The sequence below is a fragment of the Photobacterium sanguinicancri genome (genome assembly GCF_002265265.1).
GTDB lineage: Bacteria > Pseudomonadota > Gammaproteobacteria > Enterobacterales > Vibrionaceae > Photobacterium > Photobacterium sanguinicancri.
On sequence record NZ_NOIF01000007.1, the window covers coordinates 30,350 to 49,131 of the forward strand.

20 protein-coding genes are annotated in these 18,782 nt (G+C 44.8%); 1 reads left to right on the forward strand and 19 read right to left on the reverse strand.

Annotated elements, in window-relative coordinates:
- Positions 1–118: 118 nt before the first annotated feature.
- From bamB to trmJ, 19 genes are all read right to left on the reverse strand, one after another.
- Positions 119–1,276, reverse strand: coding sequence for an outer membrane protein assembly factor BamB (bamB, locus tag ASV53_RS02350; protein WP_094955936.1), 1,158 nt, complete (start codon positions 1,274–1,276; stop codon positions 119–121).
- A 12-nt stretch (positions 1,277–1,288) separates the two neighbouring features.
- Complete coding sequence (locus ASV53_RS02355) at positions 1,289–1,900, reverse strand: YfgM family protein (RefSeq protein ID WP_062690284.1); 612 nt, start codon at positions 1,898–1,900, stop codon at positions 1,289–1,291.
- Positions 1,901–1,913: 13 nt separating this feature from the next.
- A complete protein-coding gene (gene hisS / locus ASV53_RS02360) occupies positions 1,914–3,182 on the reverse strand; it encodes a histidine--tRNA ligase (RefSeq protein ID WP_094955937.1) in 1,269 nt (422 codons plus the stop codon).
- A 94-nt stretch (positions 3,183–3,276) separates the two neighbouring features.
- Positions 3,277–4,398, reverse strand: coding sequence for a flavodoxin-dependent (E)-4-hydroxy-3-methylbut-2-enyl-diphosphate synthase (gene ispG / locus ASV53_RS02365; protein WP_062690283.1), 1,122 nt, complete (start codon positions 4,396–4,398; stop codon positions 3,277–3,279).
- 11 nt (positions 4,399–4,409) lie between these two features.
- Entirely contained in the window at positions 4,410–5,396 is a 987-nt protein-coding gene (rodZ, locus tag ASV53_RS02370; protein ID WP_062690282.1) for a cytoskeleton protein RodZ, read from the reverse strand.
- Positions 5,386–6,147 (reverse strand): type IV pilus biogenesis/stability protein PilW, encoded by a 762-nt coding sequence (gene pilW, locus ASV53_RS02375; RefSeq protein ID WP_094955938.1) that lies wholly within the window; start codon positions 6,145–6,147, stop codon positions 5,386–5,388. Before pilW ends, rodZ begins: the two co-directional genes overlap by 11 nt.
- A 177-nt stretch (positions 6,148–6,324) precedes the next feature.
- Positions 6,325–7,446: a dual-specificity RNA methyltransferase RlmN gene (gene rlmN / locus ASV53_RS02380; RefSeq protein ID WP_062690280.1), complete on the reverse strand. Its 1,122-nt coding sequence runs from the start codon at positions 7,444–7,446 to the stop codon at positions 6,325–6,327.
- Between the two features lie 238 nt (positions 7,447–7,684).
- Positions 7,685–8,113 (reverse strand): nucleoside-diphosphate kinase, encoded by a 429-nt coding sequence (gene ndk / locus ASV53_RS02385; protein WP_094955939.1) that lies wholly within the window; start codon positions 8,111–8,113, stop codon positions 7,685–7,687.
- Positions 8,114–8,157: 44 nt separating this feature from the next.
- Complete coding sequence (pepB, locus tag ASV53_RS02390; protein WP_094955940.1) at positions 8,158–9,435, reverse strand: aminopeptidase PepB; 1,278 nt, start codon at positions 9,433–9,435, stop codon at positions 8,158–8,160.
- A gap of 117 nt (positions 9,436–9,552) precedes the next feature.
- The gene (pepB, locus tag ASV53_RS02395; RefSeq protein WP_094955941.1) at positions 9,553–10,869 is read right to left on the reverse strand and encodes an aminopeptidase PepB; all 1,317 of its coding nucleotides are present in this window, start codon (positions 10,867–10,869) and stop codon (positions 9,553–9,555) included.
- Between the two features lie 247 nt (positions 10,870–11,116).
- Positions 11,117–11,317, reverse strand: a complete 201-nt coding sequence (gene iscX / locus ASV53_RS02400) for a Fe-S cluster assembly protein IscX (RefSeq protein WP_062690279.1) — start codon at positions 11,315–11,317, stop codon at positions 11,117–11,119.
- Positions 11,318–11,440: 123 nt separating this feature from the next.
- Positions 11,441–11,779 (reverse strand): ISC system 2Fe-2S type ferredoxin, encoded by a 339-nt coding sequence (fdx, locus tag ASV53_RS02405; protein ID WP_062690278.1) that lies wholly within the window; start codon positions 11,777–11,779, stop codon positions 11,441–11,443.
- 2 nt (positions 11,780–11,781) lie between these two features.
- Positions 11,782–13,635, reverse strand: coding sequence for a Fe-S protein assembly chaperone HscA (gene hscA / locus ASV53_RS02410; RefSeq protein WP_094955942.1), 1,854 nt, complete (start codon positions 13,633–13,635; stop codon positions 11,782–11,784).
- A 14-nt stretch (positions 13,636–13,649) separates the two neighbouring features.
- Complete coding sequence (hscB, locus tag ASV53_RS02415) at positions 13,650–14,165, reverse strand: co-chaperone HscB (RefSeq protein ID WP_062690276.1); 516 nt, start codon at positions 14,163–14,165, stop codon at positions 13,650–13,652.
- Positions 14,166–14,241: 76 nt separating this feature from the next.
- Entirely contained in the window at positions 14,242–14,565 is a 324-nt protein-coding gene (gene iscA, locus ASV53_RS02420) for an iron-sulfur cluster assembly protein IscA (RefSeq protein ID WP_062690275.1), read from the reverse strand.
- Positions 14,566–14,586: 21 nt separating this feature from the next.
- Positions 14,587–14,973, reverse strand: coding sequence for a Fe-S cluster assembly scaffold IscU (gene iscU, locus ASV53_RS02425; RefSeq protein WP_062690274.1), 387 nt, complete (start codon positions 14,971–14,973; stop codon positions 14,587–14,589).
- Positions 14,974–15,007: 34 nt separating this feature from the next.
- Positions 15,008–16,222: an IscS subfamily cysteine desulfurase gene (locus ASV53_RS02430; protein ID WP_062690273.1), complete on the reverse strand. Its 1,215-nt coding sequence runs from the start codon at positions 16,220–16,222 to the stop codon at positions 15,008–15,010.
- A 31-nt stretch (positions 16,223–16,253) separates the two neighbouring features.
- Positions 16,254–16,772, reverse strand: coding sequence for a Fe-S cluster assembly transcriptional regulator IscR (gene iscR / locus ASV53_RS02435; RefSeq protein WP_094955943.1), 519 nt, complete (start codon positions 16,770–16,772; stop codon positions 16,254–16,256).
- 112 nt (positions 16,773–16,884) lie between these two features.
- Entirely contained in the window at positions 16,885–17,616 is a 732-nt protein-coding gene (gene trmJ / locus ASV53_RS02440; protein ID WP_094955944.1) for a tRNA (cytosine(32)/uridine(32)-2'-O)-methyltransferase TrmJ, read from the reverse strand.
- Between the two features lie 246 nt (positions 17,617–17,862).
- On the opposite strand from trmJ, the gene suhB reads away from it, so the two are divergent.
- The gene (gene suhB, locus ASV53_RS02445; protein WP_062690271.1) at positions 17,863–18,663 is read left to right on the forward strand and encodes an inositol-1-monophosphatase; all 801 of its coding nucleotides are present in this window, start codon (positions 17,863–17,865) and stop codon (positions 18,661–18,663) included.
- The last annotated feature ends 119 nt before the right edge of the window (positions 18,664–18,782 follow it).

An 18,782-nucleotide genomic window follows, 5' to 3' on the forward strand; every position in this document is an offset into this window, starting at 1 on the left:
TCAACTTAAAAACTAACGTTCTTATCTATTAGTTTAAGATGAATTACTATAAATAACGGCTCCTAACTGTATAAAACAGTAGGAGCCGACTTAATATTACGCGGTATTATAGCAAAGCTTACGGCATTTGCATTTTATTGATTTGACCGTCTCTGGTAACCACTAAGTAACCGTCGCTAACTTTAACAGGTGGAATTGCAATACCACTGCCATCAACTTTTTGCTGTGCAGTAAACTCACCCGTATATGGGTCTAGCCAATGGAGGTAACCTTCACTGTCACCAACAACAACATTGCCATCAATCACAACAGGAGAGCTTAGTAAGCGATATTCTAGATCTTTGTTTTGCCAAATCTCTGTACCACTACGCGCATCTACTGCAACAACATGATCTTTATCAGTGATCAGATAGATCTGATTACCTTCAACAATGAAGTTATTAGCCGAAGAATAGCTACGTTTCCACGCTGGTTGACCAGTACGTAAATCAATAGAAACTAAGTTACCATTATAACTCACTGCAAACAGGCGTTCACCAGCAATAACAGGTGATGCGTCAACATCAACTAAACGGTCGATTTCTGTCGAACCTTTCGGTGAACCTATCGGCTGTTGCCATAACATTTGACCAGTGCCCATAAGTGCCCCAGCTAAACGTCCGTTTGCTTGGCCCCAAAATACACCACCAGAAATAGCGACGGGTGAACTATCACCACGTAGCGTTAATGTTGGTACTTCACCACTTAAACGCCACTTGTCTTCACCAGTATCAGCATCTAACGCTTCAAGTACGCCACGGCTAGTATTAACGATGACAAGACCTTCATCGACTAATGGTGCCGCAAGCACTTCACCTTCAACGCTAGTACGCCACAGTTCTTCACCTGTTTCTTCATCCAACGCAATCACTTCTGCGTTTTCAGTACCAAGGAAAACTTTACTGTAGGATACCGTGATACCACCTGAAATTTTCGCTGTGATATCAGATTCAAGATCTTGTGACCAAATCACTTTGCCTGTATCAGGCTCAAGTGCTTGAACAACACCATCTCTATCTGCAACGAAAATCTTGCCGTAACCCACTGCTGGTGACAATTTAGAAAAGTATTGGCCAACACCACTACCTACTTTATGTCCCCAGCTTTTAACAGGGGTGAAATTGCTTTCGACAACAGGAAGCGGTGCCTTTTGAATCGATTCTTCTTCACCGGCACAGCCCGCAAGTACGCCTAACGTAAGTGCAATAGTTACCGCTTGCTTGAACACCTTCTGCATACAGTTCCGCCTTTACTGCGCTAAATCGTCTAGCTTCATTTGTACAACAGGCGATGTACCCAATTGCTGTGCTTGAACATACGCTTCACGCGCAGCAGCACTGTCACCTTGTTGTAAAAGAATATCACCACGAAGCTCTTCAACTTTCGCTTTCCAGCTTTCAGCAGTGACTTTGTCTAGTTCAGCAGTCGCTTGATCAAATTTTTGCTGTTCAGCATAAATTCGGGCAAGACGGGTTTGCGCTAGAGGAAGAATAGCTTCATCTGACGTATTTGTGATAGCCCAGTTAAGCTGCTCTGTCGCAGCATCTAGTTCATTATTCTGAACTTGTGCTTTTGCCAGTTGCAACGCCGCCAGTACTGAATATTGGCTTTCTTCGTGACCCGCAATGAAAGCTTTAACATCAGCAATAGCTGAATCGTTACCGCTTTCTAGTGCTGTTATCGCTTGCGTATACGCATCAGAGGCTTGTTCTTTACCTGATTGGATTTCTCCTTGGTAAAAACGCCAGCCATAAAGACCACCCAGACCAATCACAGCACCTAGAACAACGGCTTTACCGTTTTCTTTCCACCACGACTTAATCGCTTCAACCTGTTGTTCCTCGGTCTCGTAGACGTCCACTTCCTGTCCTCTCTTAAATCAATTCTGCAAGCTTCGCAGCGACTTCATTCTGTGCCATTGTTTCTTGCTCGCCACCGCGTAGATCTTTCACTACGACCGTGTTGCTGGCCATTTCATTTTCGCCAAGCACAAGCGCAACAGCTGCACCGACATTGTCGGCACGCTTAAATTGTTTTTTAAAGTTACCGCCACCAAAGTGAGTCATCACTCGTAGGCCGGCAACTTCTTCGCGTAATTTTTCAGCCAGTTGCATACCAGCCATACGAGCACCGTCACCCATTGTTACTACATAAGCATCAACTGGACGACGAACATTTGTCAGTTCCAGTGTTTCCATCAGTAGAACAAGGCGTTCAACACCCATAGCAAAACCAACAGCAGGTGTCGCTTTACCACCTAACTGCTCAACCAGACCGTCGTAGCGACCACCAGCACAAACAGTGCCTTGTGCACCTAGGCTTTCAGTCACCCACTCAAATACAGTACGGTTATAATAATCTAAACCACGTACAAGTCGCTCATTTACTTGGTATTCGATACCAGCAGCGTCTAATAGTTCACATAAACCAGCAAAATGTTCTTTCGATTCTTCATCTAAGTATTCTGATAGCTTAGGTGCGTCAACTAGGATCTCTTGAACAGCAGGGTTCTTGGTATCAAGAACACGCAATGGGTTGGTGTGCATACGGCGCTTACAGTCGTCGTCTAACACTTCAGTGTGCTGCTCTAAGAAAGCGACCAGTGCAGTACGGTAATCAGCACGAGCCTGAAGTGAACCGATTGAATTCAGTTCAAGACGCACGTGCTCAAAAATACCCAACTCACGCCAGAAACGCGCCATCATCATGATCAATTCAGCATCAATGTCTGGGCCATTTAGACCAAACACTTCTACACCAAACTGGTGGAATTGACGGTAGCGACCTTTCTGTGGACGTTCATGGCGGAACATTGGGCCTGTGTACCACAGACGTTGTTCTTGGTTGTATAACAGGCCATTTTGAATACCAGCACGTACACAACCCGCTGTACCTTCAGGACGCAGAGTGAGGCTATCGCCGTTACGATCGTCAAAAGTGTACATCTCTTTTTCAACAACATCGGTCACTTCACCGATAGCACGCTTGAATAGATGAGTCGATTCTACGATTGGCATACGGATTTCATTGTAACCGTATGCACTTACAACACGTTTAATCGTATCTTCCACTTTGTGCCAAAGTGGAGATTGTGTAGGTAGGCAGTCGTTCATGCCTCGAATTGCTTGAATTTGTTTCGCCACGTTTATTCTCGTTAACCGATGGGGAATTGAACCGAATATATAGGTATTGAAGGAAATAGTGAACCGCCTGCCGCATTACAACAGGCGTTTTAGCTTATTTCTCGACTTCTTGAACGTTAATACGATTATTAACGTCTAAAATTGCTGCTTTTGCTCGGATCTTGGTTTCTAGTTGATCGACAATGTTGTCGTTATCAAAGCGCTCTTTTTGACGAAGACCATCCTCATAAAAAGCACTCTTACGATTACTGCCCGCGATACCAAGATGAGAAACCTCTGCTTCACCAGGGCCGTTAACCACACAACCAATCAAAGACACATCCATTGGAATAGTGATGTCTTCTAAGCGTTGTTCTAGTTCGTTTACGGTAGCAATCACATCAAATTCTTGACGTGAACACGTAGGACAGGCAATAAAATTAATGCCACGCGAGCGAATTCGTAACGATTTTAAGATATCAAAGCCCACTTTGATTTCTTCAACTGGATCAGCGGCAAGCGAGATACGCAATGTATCACCGATGCCTTCAGACAATAACATGCCAAGACCAACCGCTGATTTCACTGAACCAGCACGTGCACCGCCCGCTTCAGTGATACCTAAGTGCAATGGCTGCTGAATTTGTGCAGCCAGCTTACGGTATGACTCAACCGCAAGGAAAACATCTGATGCTTTCACACTGACTTTAAACTGGTCAAAGTTCAGACGATCAAGAATATCGACATGACGCATCGCAGATTCAACCAGCGCATCTGGGGTGGGTTCACCGTACTTTTGTTGGATGTCTTTTTCTAATGAACCGCCATTGATACCAATACGGATCGGGATGTTTTTATCGCGCGCGCAATCAACCACAGAGCGAATTCGGCTTTCATTTCCGATATTACCTGGGTTAATACGTAAGCAGTCCACACCATATTCAGCCACTTGAAGGGCAATACGGTAGTCGAAGTGAATATCGGCCACGAGTGGAATATTCACTTGCTGTTTAATTAATTTGAATGCTTCAGCCGCATCCATAGTAGGAACAGACACACGAACGATGTCGGCGCCCACTTTTTCAAGTGCTCTAATTTGAGCAACTGTCGCGTCTACATCTGTGGTACGGGTGTTCGTCATCGACTGAACGGCGATTGGAGCACCGTCACCAATGGGTACGTCACCCACATAAATACGTGTGGACTGACGACGTTTAATCGGGGATTCGTTATGCATTGCTCTTACTCTTACTGCGGCAGTTTCAATCGTGCGACTTTACCAGCAGGGTAAACGCTTAAGTCAACCTGCTCGCCTTTATAGTGCATTTTAACAACACCAGGCGCACCTAGCACTATCTTATATGGAGCTGTGCCATTTAAGTTCAGGGTTTCACCTGCTTTTTTAATGCCGGTATCTAGACGTTTACCGTTCGCATCACGGATATCAATCCAACAATCCCCACTGAATGTTAGGGCAAGATCGGTATCTGCAGCTACTGATGCAGTGGCATCATCTTCAAGAGTGACTTCTTCAAGTACTTCTTCTGCCATATCTGGCGCTTGAACAATGGCAGGTTCAGGTGAGAACGTTGCTTCAAGTTCAGGCAAACTGGCAGGCTCAGTCGCTGGAGAGACTAACGCTTGGGTTGTTTGTTCAGATGGCGTGGAATTTGCGCTCGGTGACACAGAATTGTTTGCAGCAGAAACATCAGATGCAGTCGCTGGGTTAGCAGAAGGCGTTAACGTATTCGCATTGGCTAGTGATTCATCCAGCGGTTGCGCTGCTGACGTAACAGATACGATTTCAGCTTCTTGACTAATTTGTTGGCTCTGCCACCACCACCACGCAGTTAAGCCAACGAATACTGTTCCCAGTACCCAAGTTAGGCTCATAATACGATTGTCATGCTTTTCACGTTTAGTACGACGTGAAAAACTCTGCATTTCTTGTTCTTTCGGTTGTGCATGGCCCAGTTTATCTAACTGACCCAGTAATTCGTCTTCATTAAGGCCCACAAATTTCGCGTACGAACGAACATAGCCACGCGTGAACGTGGCCGACTGTGCGGCTTCAAAGTTGTTGTTTTCAATAGCGTCGATAACCGACTGGCGTAAACGTAAGCGACTGGCAATATCTTTTTGTGAGTAGCCTTGCTTCTCACGAGCCTGACGCAGTACATCTCCTGGACGCATCACTTCTTCATTTTTTTGCGTTTCGTTCTGTTCAGTCTTCATTGGCTAAATAGTTCTGATATTGCTGAGAGTCTGGAAACTGCTCCTGTAGCAAATCGACATATTTTTCAGCTTGAGTCAGTCTTCCCGACTGTTGCTCTAACTGAATGAGTAACGATAAGCTATCGGCTTTGTACCCATATCTCTTGTTAAACGTAAATAACAATACCCGCGCATCTTTATAATTGTTCGATGCTATATTCAATTGCGCAAGCTGTAATAATGATCTGGCTCGTTGTGGGTCATGTGCTAAAGCGCGTTCAAAGTAAAACACTGCTTCTTCATTCTCACCTTGTTTCAGGCGACACAATCCCGCATTTTCATAACTTGCTGACGTTAAATAATAATAAGGCTGCTTGATTGCACGTTCAAATGCATCAATCGCTTCATCATAACGCTCCTGTCCACACAAGAATACACCATAGTTATTGCGGACATCGCCATTTTTTGGTGAATCTTTGAGGGCTCGCTTGTACATGGCTTCAGCTTTGTCGCCTTCGTCCACCTTTTGGTAGTAATACGCCATCGCATTTTGCGCGCGGTAATACTTTGGAGCATAGGCTAATGCTTGATCAAGATTTTTTCGAGCACGTTGCCATTGCCCCATCTCTAAATAACTTAACCCCAAGGCAATACGTGCTTCTGATGCTTCAATGCTATCAAAAGCTTTACCATTAGAATTTTGGTTGGGGTCAACGGTGACGCAGCCCGCTAAAAAAACACACAGTACAAGTGCTAATGTTAATCGAGCCATAATATCATCCTACTCTCGTCCATGTTGAGAACAGTTGGCACTCAAGTCGGGTACTTGGCGTCCACTAAAGGCCTTATTCAATCACTCAATAACGGAAAAAGGCCAATAGTATCAGGCGATAACTGTTGTCAGGAGATGGTATCTGACTTAGCTCGATAAACACATTAGATTACAGTTTTAGACTGCTTTTACTGGAATTTGTTCACCTTTTTGCGCTTTACCTTGGGTACGTTTTGTGCGGTCAATCACATCGCCAACAAGTTGACCACATGCTGCATCGATATCATCACCACGTGTTTTACGGACAGTTACCGTGTAGCCGTATTCCATTAGCGTTTTCATAAAGCGATCAATTCGAGAATTGCTCGGCTTTTTGTAAGGTGAACCTGGATAAGGATTGAATGGGATCAGGTTAATTTTTGATGGCGTGTTTTTCAGTAGTTCGCCTAACTGACGCGCATGATCCATATCATCATTGATATGATCAAGTAACACGTACTCGATCGTTACACGACCGCGGTTTGCGTTCGATGATTCAATATAACGGTGAACAGACTCTAGGAAAGTTTCGATGTTATAGCGATCGTTGATCGGCATAATACTTGAACGAAGCTCATCGGTTGGCGCATGCAAAGAAATAGCGAGTGCGACATCAATGTTACCCGTCATTTGATCAAGGCCAGAAACAACACCTGATGTTGATACTGTTACACGGCGCTTAGACAAACCAAAACCAAGATCATCAAGCATGATTTCCAGTGCAGGGATCAGGTTTTTCATGTTCAGCAGTGGCTCACCCATGCCCATCATTACGATATTAGTGATTGGACGACGACCGGTTTCTTTCTCGATACCAATTTCTTTCGCTGCACGCCATACCTGACCAATAATTTCAGATACACGTAGGTTACGGTTAAAACCTTGCTGAGCCGTTGAACAGAATGTACATGCTAGTGCACAGCCCACTTGAGAAGATACACACAATGTTGCGCGTTCTTCATCTGGAATGTATACCGTTTCAACGTCTTGATCGCCCACGCGCATAGCCCATTTGATGGTGCCATCACTTGAATGTTGCGCTTCAGAAACGATTGGCGCACGCACTTCTGCAACCGCTTTAAGCTTCTCACGCAGTTTCTTGTTGATGTTCGTCATATCATCGAAGTCATCACAACCGAAATGGTACATCCACTTCATTACTTGATCAGCACGGAATGCTTTTTCGCCCAGCTCTTCAGCAAAATATTTACGCAGACCTTTGCGATCGAAATCCAGTAGATTAGTTTTAACAGTTGTCATCGGTTGTAGCCTCATATAATTCGTGACGAATTCTGCGCCTTAAGCACCCACAAAAGAAATAAGTAGTCAGTGGCGTGCGACAGGTCATTGTTTAAGGCGCGAAATTGTACAGGCTTTACTCTGATGTTTCCACTTATCACAGTGTAGCTACTTTCAAAGGGACCATTTTCCTTTTAGATCCAAAAAAAATGGGAAGCCTAAGCTTCCCATTTTTTATTATTTCAACTTGTCTGCTGCATTAGCCGCGTGGGCAAATCTCATCATCAGCAAAGAAGTACTCAATTTCACGCGCCGCTGATTCAGGGCTATCAGAGCCATGTACCGAATTATGACGCATACTTAAAGCAAAGTCGGAACGAAGGGTGCCACATGCCGCATCTTCAGGGTTTGTTTTACCCATCAATTCACGGTAACGCTCGATAGCTTGTTCACCTTCCAATACCTGTACCATCACCGGGCCAGATGTCATGAATGACACTAAATCACCAAAGAAAGGTTTCGCTTCATGCTCTGCATAAAACCCCTTTGCTTGCTCTTCAGTTAGTTGCAGCATTTTAGCCGCCACAACCTTAAAACCCGCTTTTTCTATACGATTATAAATCGCGCCAATCAAGTTACGCTTAACTGCGTCAGGTTTTACGATTGAAAATGTTTTTTGAATTGTCATTATTCTTCCTTTTAAATCTTTTGATCGGTCAGCCACGTTAGCAACTACAGTAGTAATGCCGCGATATTCGCCACACCTAAACCGGTTGCACCCGCAGCCCAACGAGCGTTCGGACTATCGTTAAAACATGCTGCTAAATCAAAGTGAATCCAGTTTGTCGTTTCGTCATCAACAAAACGCGATAAGAAGCCAGCGGCATTCGATGCGCCGCCCATACCCCCCCCTTTTTGCACTCGGCTATTCGCCGTATCTGCATAATGAGAAGGGCACTGACCTTGATGCCATTTTTCTAATGGCAATGGCCATGCGGGTTCGTTAACCAACTCTGAAAGCTGCTGCGCTTTCGCCAATAATGGCTTATTTAAACCGAAAATTGCGTTGTAATCACTACCAACGGCCATCATTGCAGCACCCGTTAAGGTCGCAGCATCAATCACTAATGGCGCTTTAGTTTCACTGGCTGCAATCAAGCCATCTGCAAGAACAAGACGACCTTCTGCATCGGTATTCACTACTTCAACGGTCACACCGTTTTTGTACGTTAACACATCACCAAGCTTATAGGCATCGCCTGCGATTAAGTTTTCAGCACAACATAAGATCAACTTCACACGTTGGTTCAAACCTTGCTCAATCGCATAACCTAATGCCGCAGTTACTGTCGCGGCACCGCCCATATCGCATTTCATCGCGACCATGCCAGCACTTGGCTTGATACTGTAACCACCTGAATCGAAGGTAATACCTTTACCGACTAAGCAGGCAGAGACAGGGGCATCAGGATTGCCAGTCGGGTTGAAGTCTAACGTTAACATCACAGGTGGACGGCTGCTTGCACGGCCGACGCTGTGTGTGCCAATCCAACCTTTGGTTAGCAGATCATCACCAATTACTAATTCGTGGCTGATATTATCGCCATCAATCTGAGTCAGAAATTCTACTGCGTCATTCGCAAGTTTCTCGGGGTACATGTCTTCAGGCGTTGCATTCACAACCTGACGAACCCAATCAGCGCTACGACGGCGAGCATTTAATAACTCAAGTTCGTCTTCATCAGCTGATGCCCATTTTAGCTCTACAGACTGAGATGTCGCCGCAAAACCGCAATAGAACGCCCATTGACGTTCGTAGCTCCAACCTTCACCTTCAAGAGCAACTTGCGTTGCACCTTGTGCTTGTAAGGTACGGCCAGCCTGTTGAATACGGCGAAGTGGGTAATCTCCCGAAAAGTGAATCACAGCACCTTCGGTTTGAAAAGCAACCAGAGCATTGTCGCCCCATGCACCTGAATAGGCTTCAGATGATAATGTAATCCTTAACATAATCGACTTCTCTACTTTCATGATTGTCTTGCGTTTATGGCTGCGCTGAAGATCAGCGCAACCTCACAATGTTTATTTTGAGTATTCTTTCTCTGCTGTTATTACAATGAATAACAGTTAGTCAGCTAAATGCTCTTCTTCTACAGAGTCATCATCGCAAAGGATGTTAGCAAGCGTTCGTACACCCATGCCGGTAGCACCTGCAGACCACTTGTCGTTCGCGCTCTTACGGTAAGTACCACTACAGTCAATGTGCATCCAACCGTTTTGGTAGTCTTCAACAAAGTAAGATAAGAACGCAGCAGCCGTACTTGCACCCGGTAAAAAATCACCTTGTGAGATGTTAGACAAATCAGCAAAGTTAGATGGCATCATGCCACGGTGCATTTCAGCTAGAGGCAATGGCCATAAGCCTTCCATCTCTTCGCTTGCAGACATTAATGCACGCTGAGCAAGATCATGGTCAAAACTAAACAATGCATGGTAATCATTACCCAGTGCATTTTTAGCCGCACCCGTCAGCGTTGCACAGTCGATGATCACTTCAGGGTTTTGTGAGCTTGCGTAAATCAGGCCATCAGCCAGTACTAAACGGCCTTCAGCATCGGTATTTAGGATTTCTACTGTTTTACCGTTTTTATAAGTAATCACATCACCCAATTTGAAAGCACGACCAGAGATCATGTTTTCAGCACAGCAAAGGATCAGTTTAATACGCTTATTCGTACCACGAGCAATAGCAAGTGCTAGACCACCCGTCGCCATTGCTGCGCCACCCATATCAGCTTTCATTGCTGACATACCGCCTGATGGCTTCAAGCTGTAACCGCCTGAGTCAAAAGTAATGCCTTTACCAACAAGACAAGTATGAACAGGCGCATCCGCGTCACCTGTTGGGTTGTAATCTAGACGAAGCATTGCTGGTGAGCGCTCTGAACCACGACCAACCGTGTATGTTCCCATCCAGCCTTCATCGATAAGGTCGTTACCTTTAATGATTTTGTACGTTACATGCTCTGGTGACAGTGATTTGATGAACTCACCCGCACGTGAAGCTAATTGTGATGGACGAACAACTTCAGCTGATTGGTTGATAACTTCACGCACCCAGTTAGTCGCTTTTAGGCGAGCTTGTAGTTCCGCTTCGTCTGTCGCTTCTAGCGCAGTCCACTCAACTTCATTGCCTACTTTGGTGTTACGGTGCCCTTGAATAAAAGACCAAATACTTTCAAGCTCCCAACCGTCCCCCATTAGCGTTACGTGTTTGATACCTTGACCATCAAGTTTACGTGCCGCACGTTGAATCGCGACTAACGGATTATCATCTGTTAGGTGGATCGTTGTTCCCTCTGCATCATAAGATACAAGAGCATTACCTCCCCACTTAGCATCCGCGGGCTCCTGAGATAAGAAAACAAGCATATTGGCAGACATGTAAAACTCCTTGGGTTCTGTTCCAATCTAGTGAATAGCGCAAAATAAAAGGCGGCGCAGTTTCACCCTTAACCTTGGTTATGAGGGCGCACTGGCTAGTTTGCAAGATGATATAACATTTAGATACAACAAAGCGGACCATTGGTCCGCTTTCAATCACGTTTAACGATACTTTGCCCTGTCTATTAAATTTAAACAAGTTCTTTACATAAAAGTAAGAGCAAGATCGACTTGTCGTACTGATGGATCAGTCCGCTTCTTCAATCCAATACATCTGCACCGCTTCGAGCACACGTTCATTACAATGGGTAGGGTCATCATCGAACGCTTCAAGCTCCATGATCCACTCACGTAGTTCAGTAAAACGTACCGTGTGGGGATCTTGTTCGGGGTACTGTTCACAAAGTGCAATTGCAATTTCAAGCGAGTCTATCCATTTCAAACTCATAATCATTCCTTGTCCTTTCAATACTACATAAAAATATAGCCCCCCTATCAGACTATTGCTGTGCAACAGTTAACAGGAGAGCTATATTTATTGTCACTTTGTCTGCCAGAGCAGTACTTGTGATTAGTGTTGTTCCGACGCCAGATTTAGCGTGTATTTCGGAATTTCAACCACAAGATCAACTTGAGCAACTTTAGCTTGGCAACCTAAGCGTGATTCAGGCTCAAGACCCCATGCTTTATCTAGCATGTCATCTTCAAGCTCATCACTTTCATCCAACGAATCAAAGCCTTCACGTACAATCACATGGCAAGTTGTACATGCACATGATTTTTCACAAGCATGCTCAATCGCGATGCCATTTTTCAGGGCAACGTCCAGTACTGTTTGGCCTTCTTCAGCTTCAAGTACTGCGCCTTCTGGGCAAAGATCTTCGTGGGGTAATACAACAATTTTAGGCATGCCTAAACCTCATCAATAGATTGACCAGCCAATGCCTGTCGAATAGATTTGTCCATTCGACGAGAAGCAAAATCTTGGCTAGCTTTGTCTGTTTTCTTAATACCATTTTCAATTGCGCGTACATCAGTACCTTGACGCAATTGAACCAATTCCATCATCACAGCTTCCAACGCACTACGCTCTTCCTTCGATAGTAATGTATCACCATCTTGAGCCAATGCTGCAATAAGTCCTTCTAACACACGATCGGCTTCAACTTGTTGTTCAGCGAGCGCTCGTGCATCTTTATCGTCTTGTGCGTAGGTCATTGAATCACGAATCATAGTCGCGATTTCATTATCACTTAAACCGTAAGACGGCTTAACTTGAATAGACGATTGTACACCGCTGCTCTTTTCCATCGCTGTCACAGACAGTAAACCGTCAGCATCAACTTGGTAAGTCACACGGATATGGGCAGCACCTGCCGCCATTGCTGGAATACCGCGCAGCGTAAAGCGTGCCAGTGAACGACAATCGCTCACCATTTCACGTTCACCTTGTACAGTGTGAACAGACATTGCAGTCTGACCATCTTTGAACGTGGTAAATTCTTGTGCACGTGCAACAGGAATTGTGGTGTTACGTGGGATGATTTTTTCAACCATGCCACCCATGGTTTCAATACCCAATGATAATGGGATCACATCCAATAATAACATCTCAGTATCTGGCTTATTGCCCACTAAAATATCAGCTTGAATAGATGCCCCAATAGCAACAACTTTATCTGGATCAATGGTTGTTAGTGGTGTTTTACCAAAGTAATCACCGACTAATTCACGCACCAGTGGGACGCGTGTCGAACCACCGACCATAACAGTTTCAATTACGTCATCACTTTCAACATCCGCATCGCGTAGTGCGCGGCGGCATGACATCAACGTTTTCTTCACTAATGGTTGAATCAATGAATTAAACTGTTCACGTGTAATTTCACCTTGCCAGCCCAACACATCAATCGAAGTTGTTGTGTTATCTGATAAGGCAATTTTAGCGTCTGTTGCTGCATCTTGCAGAATACGGCGCTGTTGCGCAGTTAAGTCTTCACCAAGGCCGGCTTGGGTCGCAATCCAATCTGCCAATAGGTGATCGAAATCATCACCACCTAGCGCAGAATCACCGCCCGTCGCCAATACTTCAAATACGCCTTTTGATAAGCGTAAAATAGAAATATCAAAAGTACCGCCACCGAGGTCATAAACAGCAATCACACCTTCTTGACCTGAATCTAAACCATAAGCAATCGCCGCTGCTGTTGGCTCATTCAGTAGGCGTAATACATTTAAGCCAGCCAGTTGCGCTGCATCTTTGGTACCAGCACGTTGAGCATCATCGAAGTAGGCAGGAACCGTGATCACTACCCCCTCAAGATCACCACCCAGCGTTTGCGTTGCACGCTCTGTCAATGTCTTAAGGATTTCAGCGGACACTTGAATTGGGTTAATAACACCATGACGTGTTACCAGTTGTGGCAAACCGTTGTCAGTTGCAGTGAACTGGTAAGGTAAATGTGGGTAACGCTGTTCAATATCAACCAATGAGCGGCCCATCATTCGCTTAACAGAAATGACGGTATTCTCTGGGTCTTGCTGTGCGAATGCTTTTGCATCATGGCCGACTAACACCGATTGCTCACCGTAATGAACAATAGATGGTAATAATGAACGATCATTATCATCTACCAGTGTCGCGGGTTCGCCGCTGCGAACAGCAGCAACTAATGAATTTGTCGTACCCAGATCAATACCTACCGCAAGACGATGTTGGTGCGGTGCAGCGCTTTGACCTGGTTCAGCAATCTGTAACAGTGCCATGGTGATTCCTGTTTTTAATCTAGTAACGTCTCTTCCAGACGCTCAACTTCGTCACGCAGCTTATCAATAAATTTAAGCTTACGCACGGCATCCGCCGCATCATTCCAATTACTCTCTGCCAATAATGCTTCAAGCTCTAGGAGTTGTGCTTTAAAGAGCGTTTTAGTTTGTTGCTCAAAATCAAATAGAGCATCGGCAGGATCGCTAGCATCAGAAATTTCTTCAAGTTCTTCACGCAGTTCCATTTGCTGCATCAAGAACATTGGGTCTTGCAATGTTTTGTGCTCGCCACGGATGTCTAGGCCACGCTCAGAAAGCATGTACTCTGCACGAGAAATAGGGTGCTTAAGCGTTTGGAATGCATCGTTAATTTGAGCGGCTTTTTGTACCGACATCAAGCGATCACGCTCTGAAGCCGTAGCAAAATTATCAGGATGGAAACGACGCTGCAGTTCACGAAACTGGTGTGAGAGAAGGCTACCATCGAGTTCAAATTGGAAAGGTAGGCCAAATAATTCGAAATGATTCATATCGCATCTAGTATCAGTAAAATGCGCAGTGAAAAGTGAAATAATTCACACTTTATACTGCGCATAGAAAAGGCGATTATACGTTAAAGCTTTCGCCACAACCGCATTCGCTCGATACGTTAGGGTTATTGAACTGGAAGCCTTCGTTTAAGCCTTCTTTGGCAAAATCTAGCTCAGTACCATCAAGGTAAACAAGGCTCTTAGGATCAATAATCACCTTTACGCCTTGCTTTTCAAACACTTGATCGCCTTCATCGAGTTCATCTACGAATTCGAGCACATAGGCCATTCCTGAACACCCTGAAGTACGGACGCCGAGACGAAGACCAATGCCTTTACCACGGTTTTCTAGGAAAGTAGCTACGCGACTTGCTGCCGCTTCAGTAATAGTAATGGCCATATACAACAACCCTCAACGGAATTAATTTTCTTCGTGTTTCTTTTTGTAATCAGTTACAGCTGCTTTAATTGCATCTTCTGCAAGAATTGAGCAGTGAACTTTTACAGGCGGTAATTCAAGTTCTTCAGCAATCGCTGAGTTCTTGATTGATGCAGCTTCGTCTAATGTTTTACCTTTAACCCACTCTGTAATAAGTGAACTAGAAGCAATAGCAGAACCGCAACCATATGTTTTAAATTTAGCATCTTCGATGATGCCATCGTCGGTAACTTTAATTTGCAGCTTCATTACGTCGCCACAAGCTGGTGCACCCACCATGCCGCTACCAACACTTTTATCGTTTTTATCAAATGAGCCCACGTTACGCGGGTTCTCATAATGATCGATGACTTTTTCACTATACGCCATGATAATTTCCTCGAATGCTATATGACCGCAAAGATTAGTGGTGTGCCCACTCAACGGTATCTAAATCTACACCTTCTTTGTACATGTCCCAAAGTGGCGACATCTCACGTAGTTTTTCAACTGCGGTGCTGATTTGGTTGATTGCGTGATCAATTTCTTCTGCAGTCGTGAAACGACCGAAAGAGAAACGGATTGAGCTGTGTGCCAGTTCATCGTTCAAGCCAAGTGCACGTAGTACGTACGAAGGCTCTAGGCTTGCAGATGTACATGCAGAACCAGATGAAACTGCTAGATCTTTCAGTGCCATTAGCAGTGATTCACCTTCAACGAATGCAAAACTTACGTTTAAGTTGTTTGCAACACGTTGCTCTAGGTCACCGTTAATTGTTGTTGCTTCGATGTCTTTAATGCCATCAAGTAAGCGTTGGCGCATTGCATCAGCGTGAGCACGATCTTGCTCCATTTCTTCTTTTGCAATTCGACAAGCTTCGCCCATACCGACGATTTGATGCGTAGCTAGCGTACCAGAACGCATTCCACGTTCATGACCGCCACCGTGCATTTGCGCTTCTAGGCGAATACGTGGCTTACGACGAACGTACAATGCACCAATACCCTTAGGGCCGTACAGTTTGTGCGCTGACATCGAAATCAAATCAACTTTCATTTCTTGCACGTCGATTGGTAATTTACCTGCAGATTGCGCTGCATCAACGTGGAAAACAATTTTGCGTTCGCGACATAATTCGCCAATTGCTGTGATGTCTTGGATCACACCAATTTCGTTGTTCACGTGCATGATAGACACTAAAACGGTGTCTTCACGAAGTGCATCACGAAGCTTAGCCATGTCGATCAGGCCGTTTTCTTCAGGGTCAAGGTATGTCACCTCAAAACCTTCACGTTCTAGTTGACGACATGGGTCTAAAACAGCTTTATGCTCTGTTTTACACGTGATGATGTGCTTACCTTTTTTATGGTAAAAGTGCGCAACACCTTTGATTGCTAAGTTATCAGACTCAGTAGCACCCGACGTGATAACAATTTCACGCGGGTCTGCATTTAGAAGATCTGCAATTTGTTCACGTGCGTTGTCTACCGCTTCTTCTGCCTGCCAACCGTAACGGTGAGAGCGAGAAGCTGGGTTACCAAAGCAGCCGTCCATAGTCATACACTGCACCATCTTTTCGGCAACACGTGGATCAACAGGACAAGTAGCAGAATAATCTAAATATATAGGCAATTTCATTTTCATCTCCGAAAACACGGACAGCTAGTCTCTAGGAGCGGACATCGACACCAATGGTGGCGTTATCGTGTTGTTTTTTATTTACTAAATTCGACTTAGCAACGCTGTTTTGTAAATACTGATCTTGACGGTCAGAAATGGCTTGAACATCGTTGTCTTTCATCAGCTCACCGAGCGTGATGTTGTTTAAAAAGCCACTGATGCGTGAACTTAAATCGTGCCATAAGGTGTGAGTTAAACAGCGGGCTCCGCCTTGACAACCACCTTTCCCATGACACTTAGTTGCATCTACTGACTCATCTACAGCTGCGATAACCATGCCAATAGCAATAGCATCCGCGTCTTCACCAAGGCGGTAACCACCACCGGGACCACGAACACTTGCCACTAAACCGGCTTTACGCAACCGAGAAAAAAGCTGTTCTAAATATGACAGCGAGATACCTTGGCGCTCTGAAATATCAGCCAAAGGCACTGGGCCATCTTGAGAATGCAAGGCGACATCTAACATCGCTGTTACTGCATATCTTCCTTTTGAAGTCAATTTCATAACACACCGCTACCCACTCATGTATATGGGAGCAGTTTTGCATACCTGACTAAAACAGTCAAGTATATACCCGACTAATTCGGTCAGGCTTTTAACCCTTTGCTATGTAGGTCTACTTTTCGCGAGAAGCTAAAGATTTCTCAACTGAAGAAAGGATACCACGCAGGATATTCAACTCTTGCTGCTCAGGGCGAGCACGGCTAAATAAACGACGCAATTTAGTCATGACCATACCAGGATGGTTCTTATTGATAAATTGGGTTTGGCGAGTCACTTTTTCAAGGTGTTCATAGAACATTTCTAGTTCTTTAGCACGAGGATATTCAACCTCTTGCTTTTCACCTTTGTACTTTTCAGCTTCAAGATGCGCCATGCGAATCTCGTAGCTAATTGTCTGTACTGCCATCGCTAAATTCAGTGAGCTATATTCAGGATTTGCAGGAATGTAGACATGACAGTGACATTTTTGCAGTTCTTCATTGGTTAGACCGGTACGCTCGCGGCCAAATAGAATTGCAACAGGGTGGGAATTAGTTTCTTCAATCGTTTTGATGCCACATTCACGAGGATCTAGCTGAGGCCACTCCAATGTACGTGAACGAGCACTTGAGCCAATCACTAAACCACAATCAGCAATTGCTTCATCAAGTGTGTTGACGATTTTGGCGTTCTCAACAATATCCGCAGCACCTGCAGCGAGGGCAATAGACTTCTCATCGATCTCACAAGCAGGATCAACAAGGACAAGATTTGTTAAGCCCATCACCTTCATGGCTCTGGCGGCAGAACCTATGTTCCCAGGGTGGGATGTACCAATTAAAACAACGCTGATTTTATCTAACATGACGTAGCAATTTTCCGACGATTTGTTAAAGCCGTAGGATTTTAGCACAGCCATTTTGAAAGTGGGGAAAACATGTAGTTTCAATCAACATTATTATCAGAATTACACTTCAATCCATGCAGCCTATTTCCTAAAATGCTTTTATTACCCACCCAGATGAATAAAAAATAACCACTTCCATTTTTGCACGGCTCTGTTATACTCGCCGCCGCTTTTTAGTTCTTTAACATCCGTTGGGAAGATCCTATGCATCCGATGCTAAACATCGCCATTCGTGCTGCACGAAAGGCCGGTGACCATGTCATAAAATCACTAGAAAAACCTCAATCAATCGAGGTTGCTGAAAAAGGTAATGACGTCGTTACTAATATCGATCTTGAAGCTGAAGCTCTCATCATCGAAACAATTCTTAAGTCTTACCCTGATCACTGCATCATTGGCGCAGAGACTGGTACTAAAGAAGGCCGTGACAAAGAATGTCAGTGGATCATTGACCCAGTGGATGGCACCAAAAACTTCGCACGAGGTTTGCCTCACTTCGCTATCTCAGTAGCACTACGCATGCGTGGCCGTACTGAAGTAGCTGCCGTTTACGACCCTGCTCGTAACGAACTATTCACTGCAACACGTGGTTCTGGCGCTCAATTGAACAGCCAACGCCTACGTGCAACTCAACCGCGTAACCTTGCTGGTACTATCCTTGCAACTGGTCTACCGTTTGCTGCTAAGCAACATGCTGAAAGCTACATGAAAATCCAAAGCGCATTATTCGTTGAGTGTGACGACATGCGTCAAATGGGTTCAAGTGCGCTAGACTTATGTTACCTAGCTGCTGGCCGTGTTGATGGCGTTTTCAAATTAGGCCTTAAGCCTTGGGAAATCGCTGCAGGCGAACTAATCGCTCGCGAATCTGGTGCTATCTGTACAGACTTCACTGGTAACACTAACTACATCACGTCTGGTAACATTGTTGCTGGTAATGCACGTGTAGTTAAGCCAATGCTAGCTAAAATCCGTGAACACGGTAGCGATGCACTGTCTAAGTAATCTTTGATTACTCACCAAATTTTAAAGCCCTGCACAATGTGCGGGGCTTTTTTTTTCAACAAATTTGACGATTCCTTCCCTAACAGGCAGCCATGCCTTCGATAACCTGATCTAACACT

Coding starts and splice junctions, on each gene's coding strand:
- bamB (WP_094955936.1), bottom strand. CDS start 1,276: ATGCAGAAGGTGTTCAAGCAAGCGGTAACTATTGCACTTACGTTAGGC.
- ispG (WP_062690283.1), bottom strand. CDS start 4,398: ATGCATAACGAATCCCCGATTAAACGTCGTCAGTCCACACGTATTTAT.
- rodZ (WP_062690282.1), bottom strand. CDS start 5,396: ATGAAGACTGAACAGAACGAAACGCAAAAAAATGAAGAAGTGATGCGT.
- pilW (WP_094955938.1), bottom strand. CDS start 6,147: ATGGCTCGATTAACATTAGCACTTGTACTGTGTGTTTTTTTAGCGGGC.
- rlmN (WP_062690280.1), bottom strand. CDS start 7,446: ATGACAACTGTTAAAACTAATCTACTGGATTTCGATCGCAAAGGTCTG.
- ndk (WP_094955939.1), bottom strand. CDS start 8,113: ATGACAATTCAAAAAACATTTTCAATCGTAAAACCTGACGCAGTTAAG.
- pepB (WP_094955940.1), bottom strand. CDS start 9,435: ATGTTAAGGATTACATTATCATCTGAAGCCTATTCAGGTGCATGGGGC.
- pepB (WP_094955941.1), bottom strand. CDS start 10,869: ATGTCTGCCAATATGCTTGTTTTCTTATCTCAGGAGCCCGCGGATGCT.
- iscX (WP_062690279.1), bottom strand. CDS start 11,317: ATGAGTTTGAAATGGATAGACTCGCTTGAAATTGCAATTGCACTTTGT.
- fdx (WP_062690278.1), bottom strand. CDS start 11,779: ATGCCTAAAATTGTTGTATTACCCCACGAAGATCTTTGCCCAGAAGGC.
- hscA (WP_094955942.1), bottom strand. CDS start 13,635: ATGGCACTGTTACAGATTGCTGAACCAGGTCAAAGCGCTGCACCGCAC.
- hscB (WP_062690276.1), bottom strand. CDS start 14,165: ATGAATCATTTCGAATTATTTGGCCTACCTTTCCAATTTGAACTCGAT.
- iscA (WP_062690275.1), bottom strand. CDS start 14,565: ATGGCCATTACTATTACTGAAGCGGCAGCAAGTCGCGTAGCTACTTTC.
- iscU (WP_062690274.1), bottom strand. CDS start 14,973: ATGGCGTATAGTGAAAAAGTCATCGATCATTATGAGAACCCGCGTAAC.
- ASV53_RS02430 (WP_062690273.1), bottom strand. CDS start 16,222: ATGAAATTGCCTATATATTTAGATTATTCTGCTACTTGTCCTGTTGAT.
- iscR (WP_094955943.1), bottom strand. CDS start 16,772: ATGAAATTGACTTCAAAAGGAAGATATGCAGTAACAGCGATGTTAGAT.
- trmJ (WP_094955944.1), bottom strand. CDS start 17,616: ATGTTAGATAAAATCAGCGTTGTTTTAATTGGTACATCCCACCCTGGG.
- suhB (WP_062690271.1), top strand. CDS start 17,863: ATGCATCCGATGCTAAACATCGCCATTCGTGCTGCACGAAAGGCCGGT.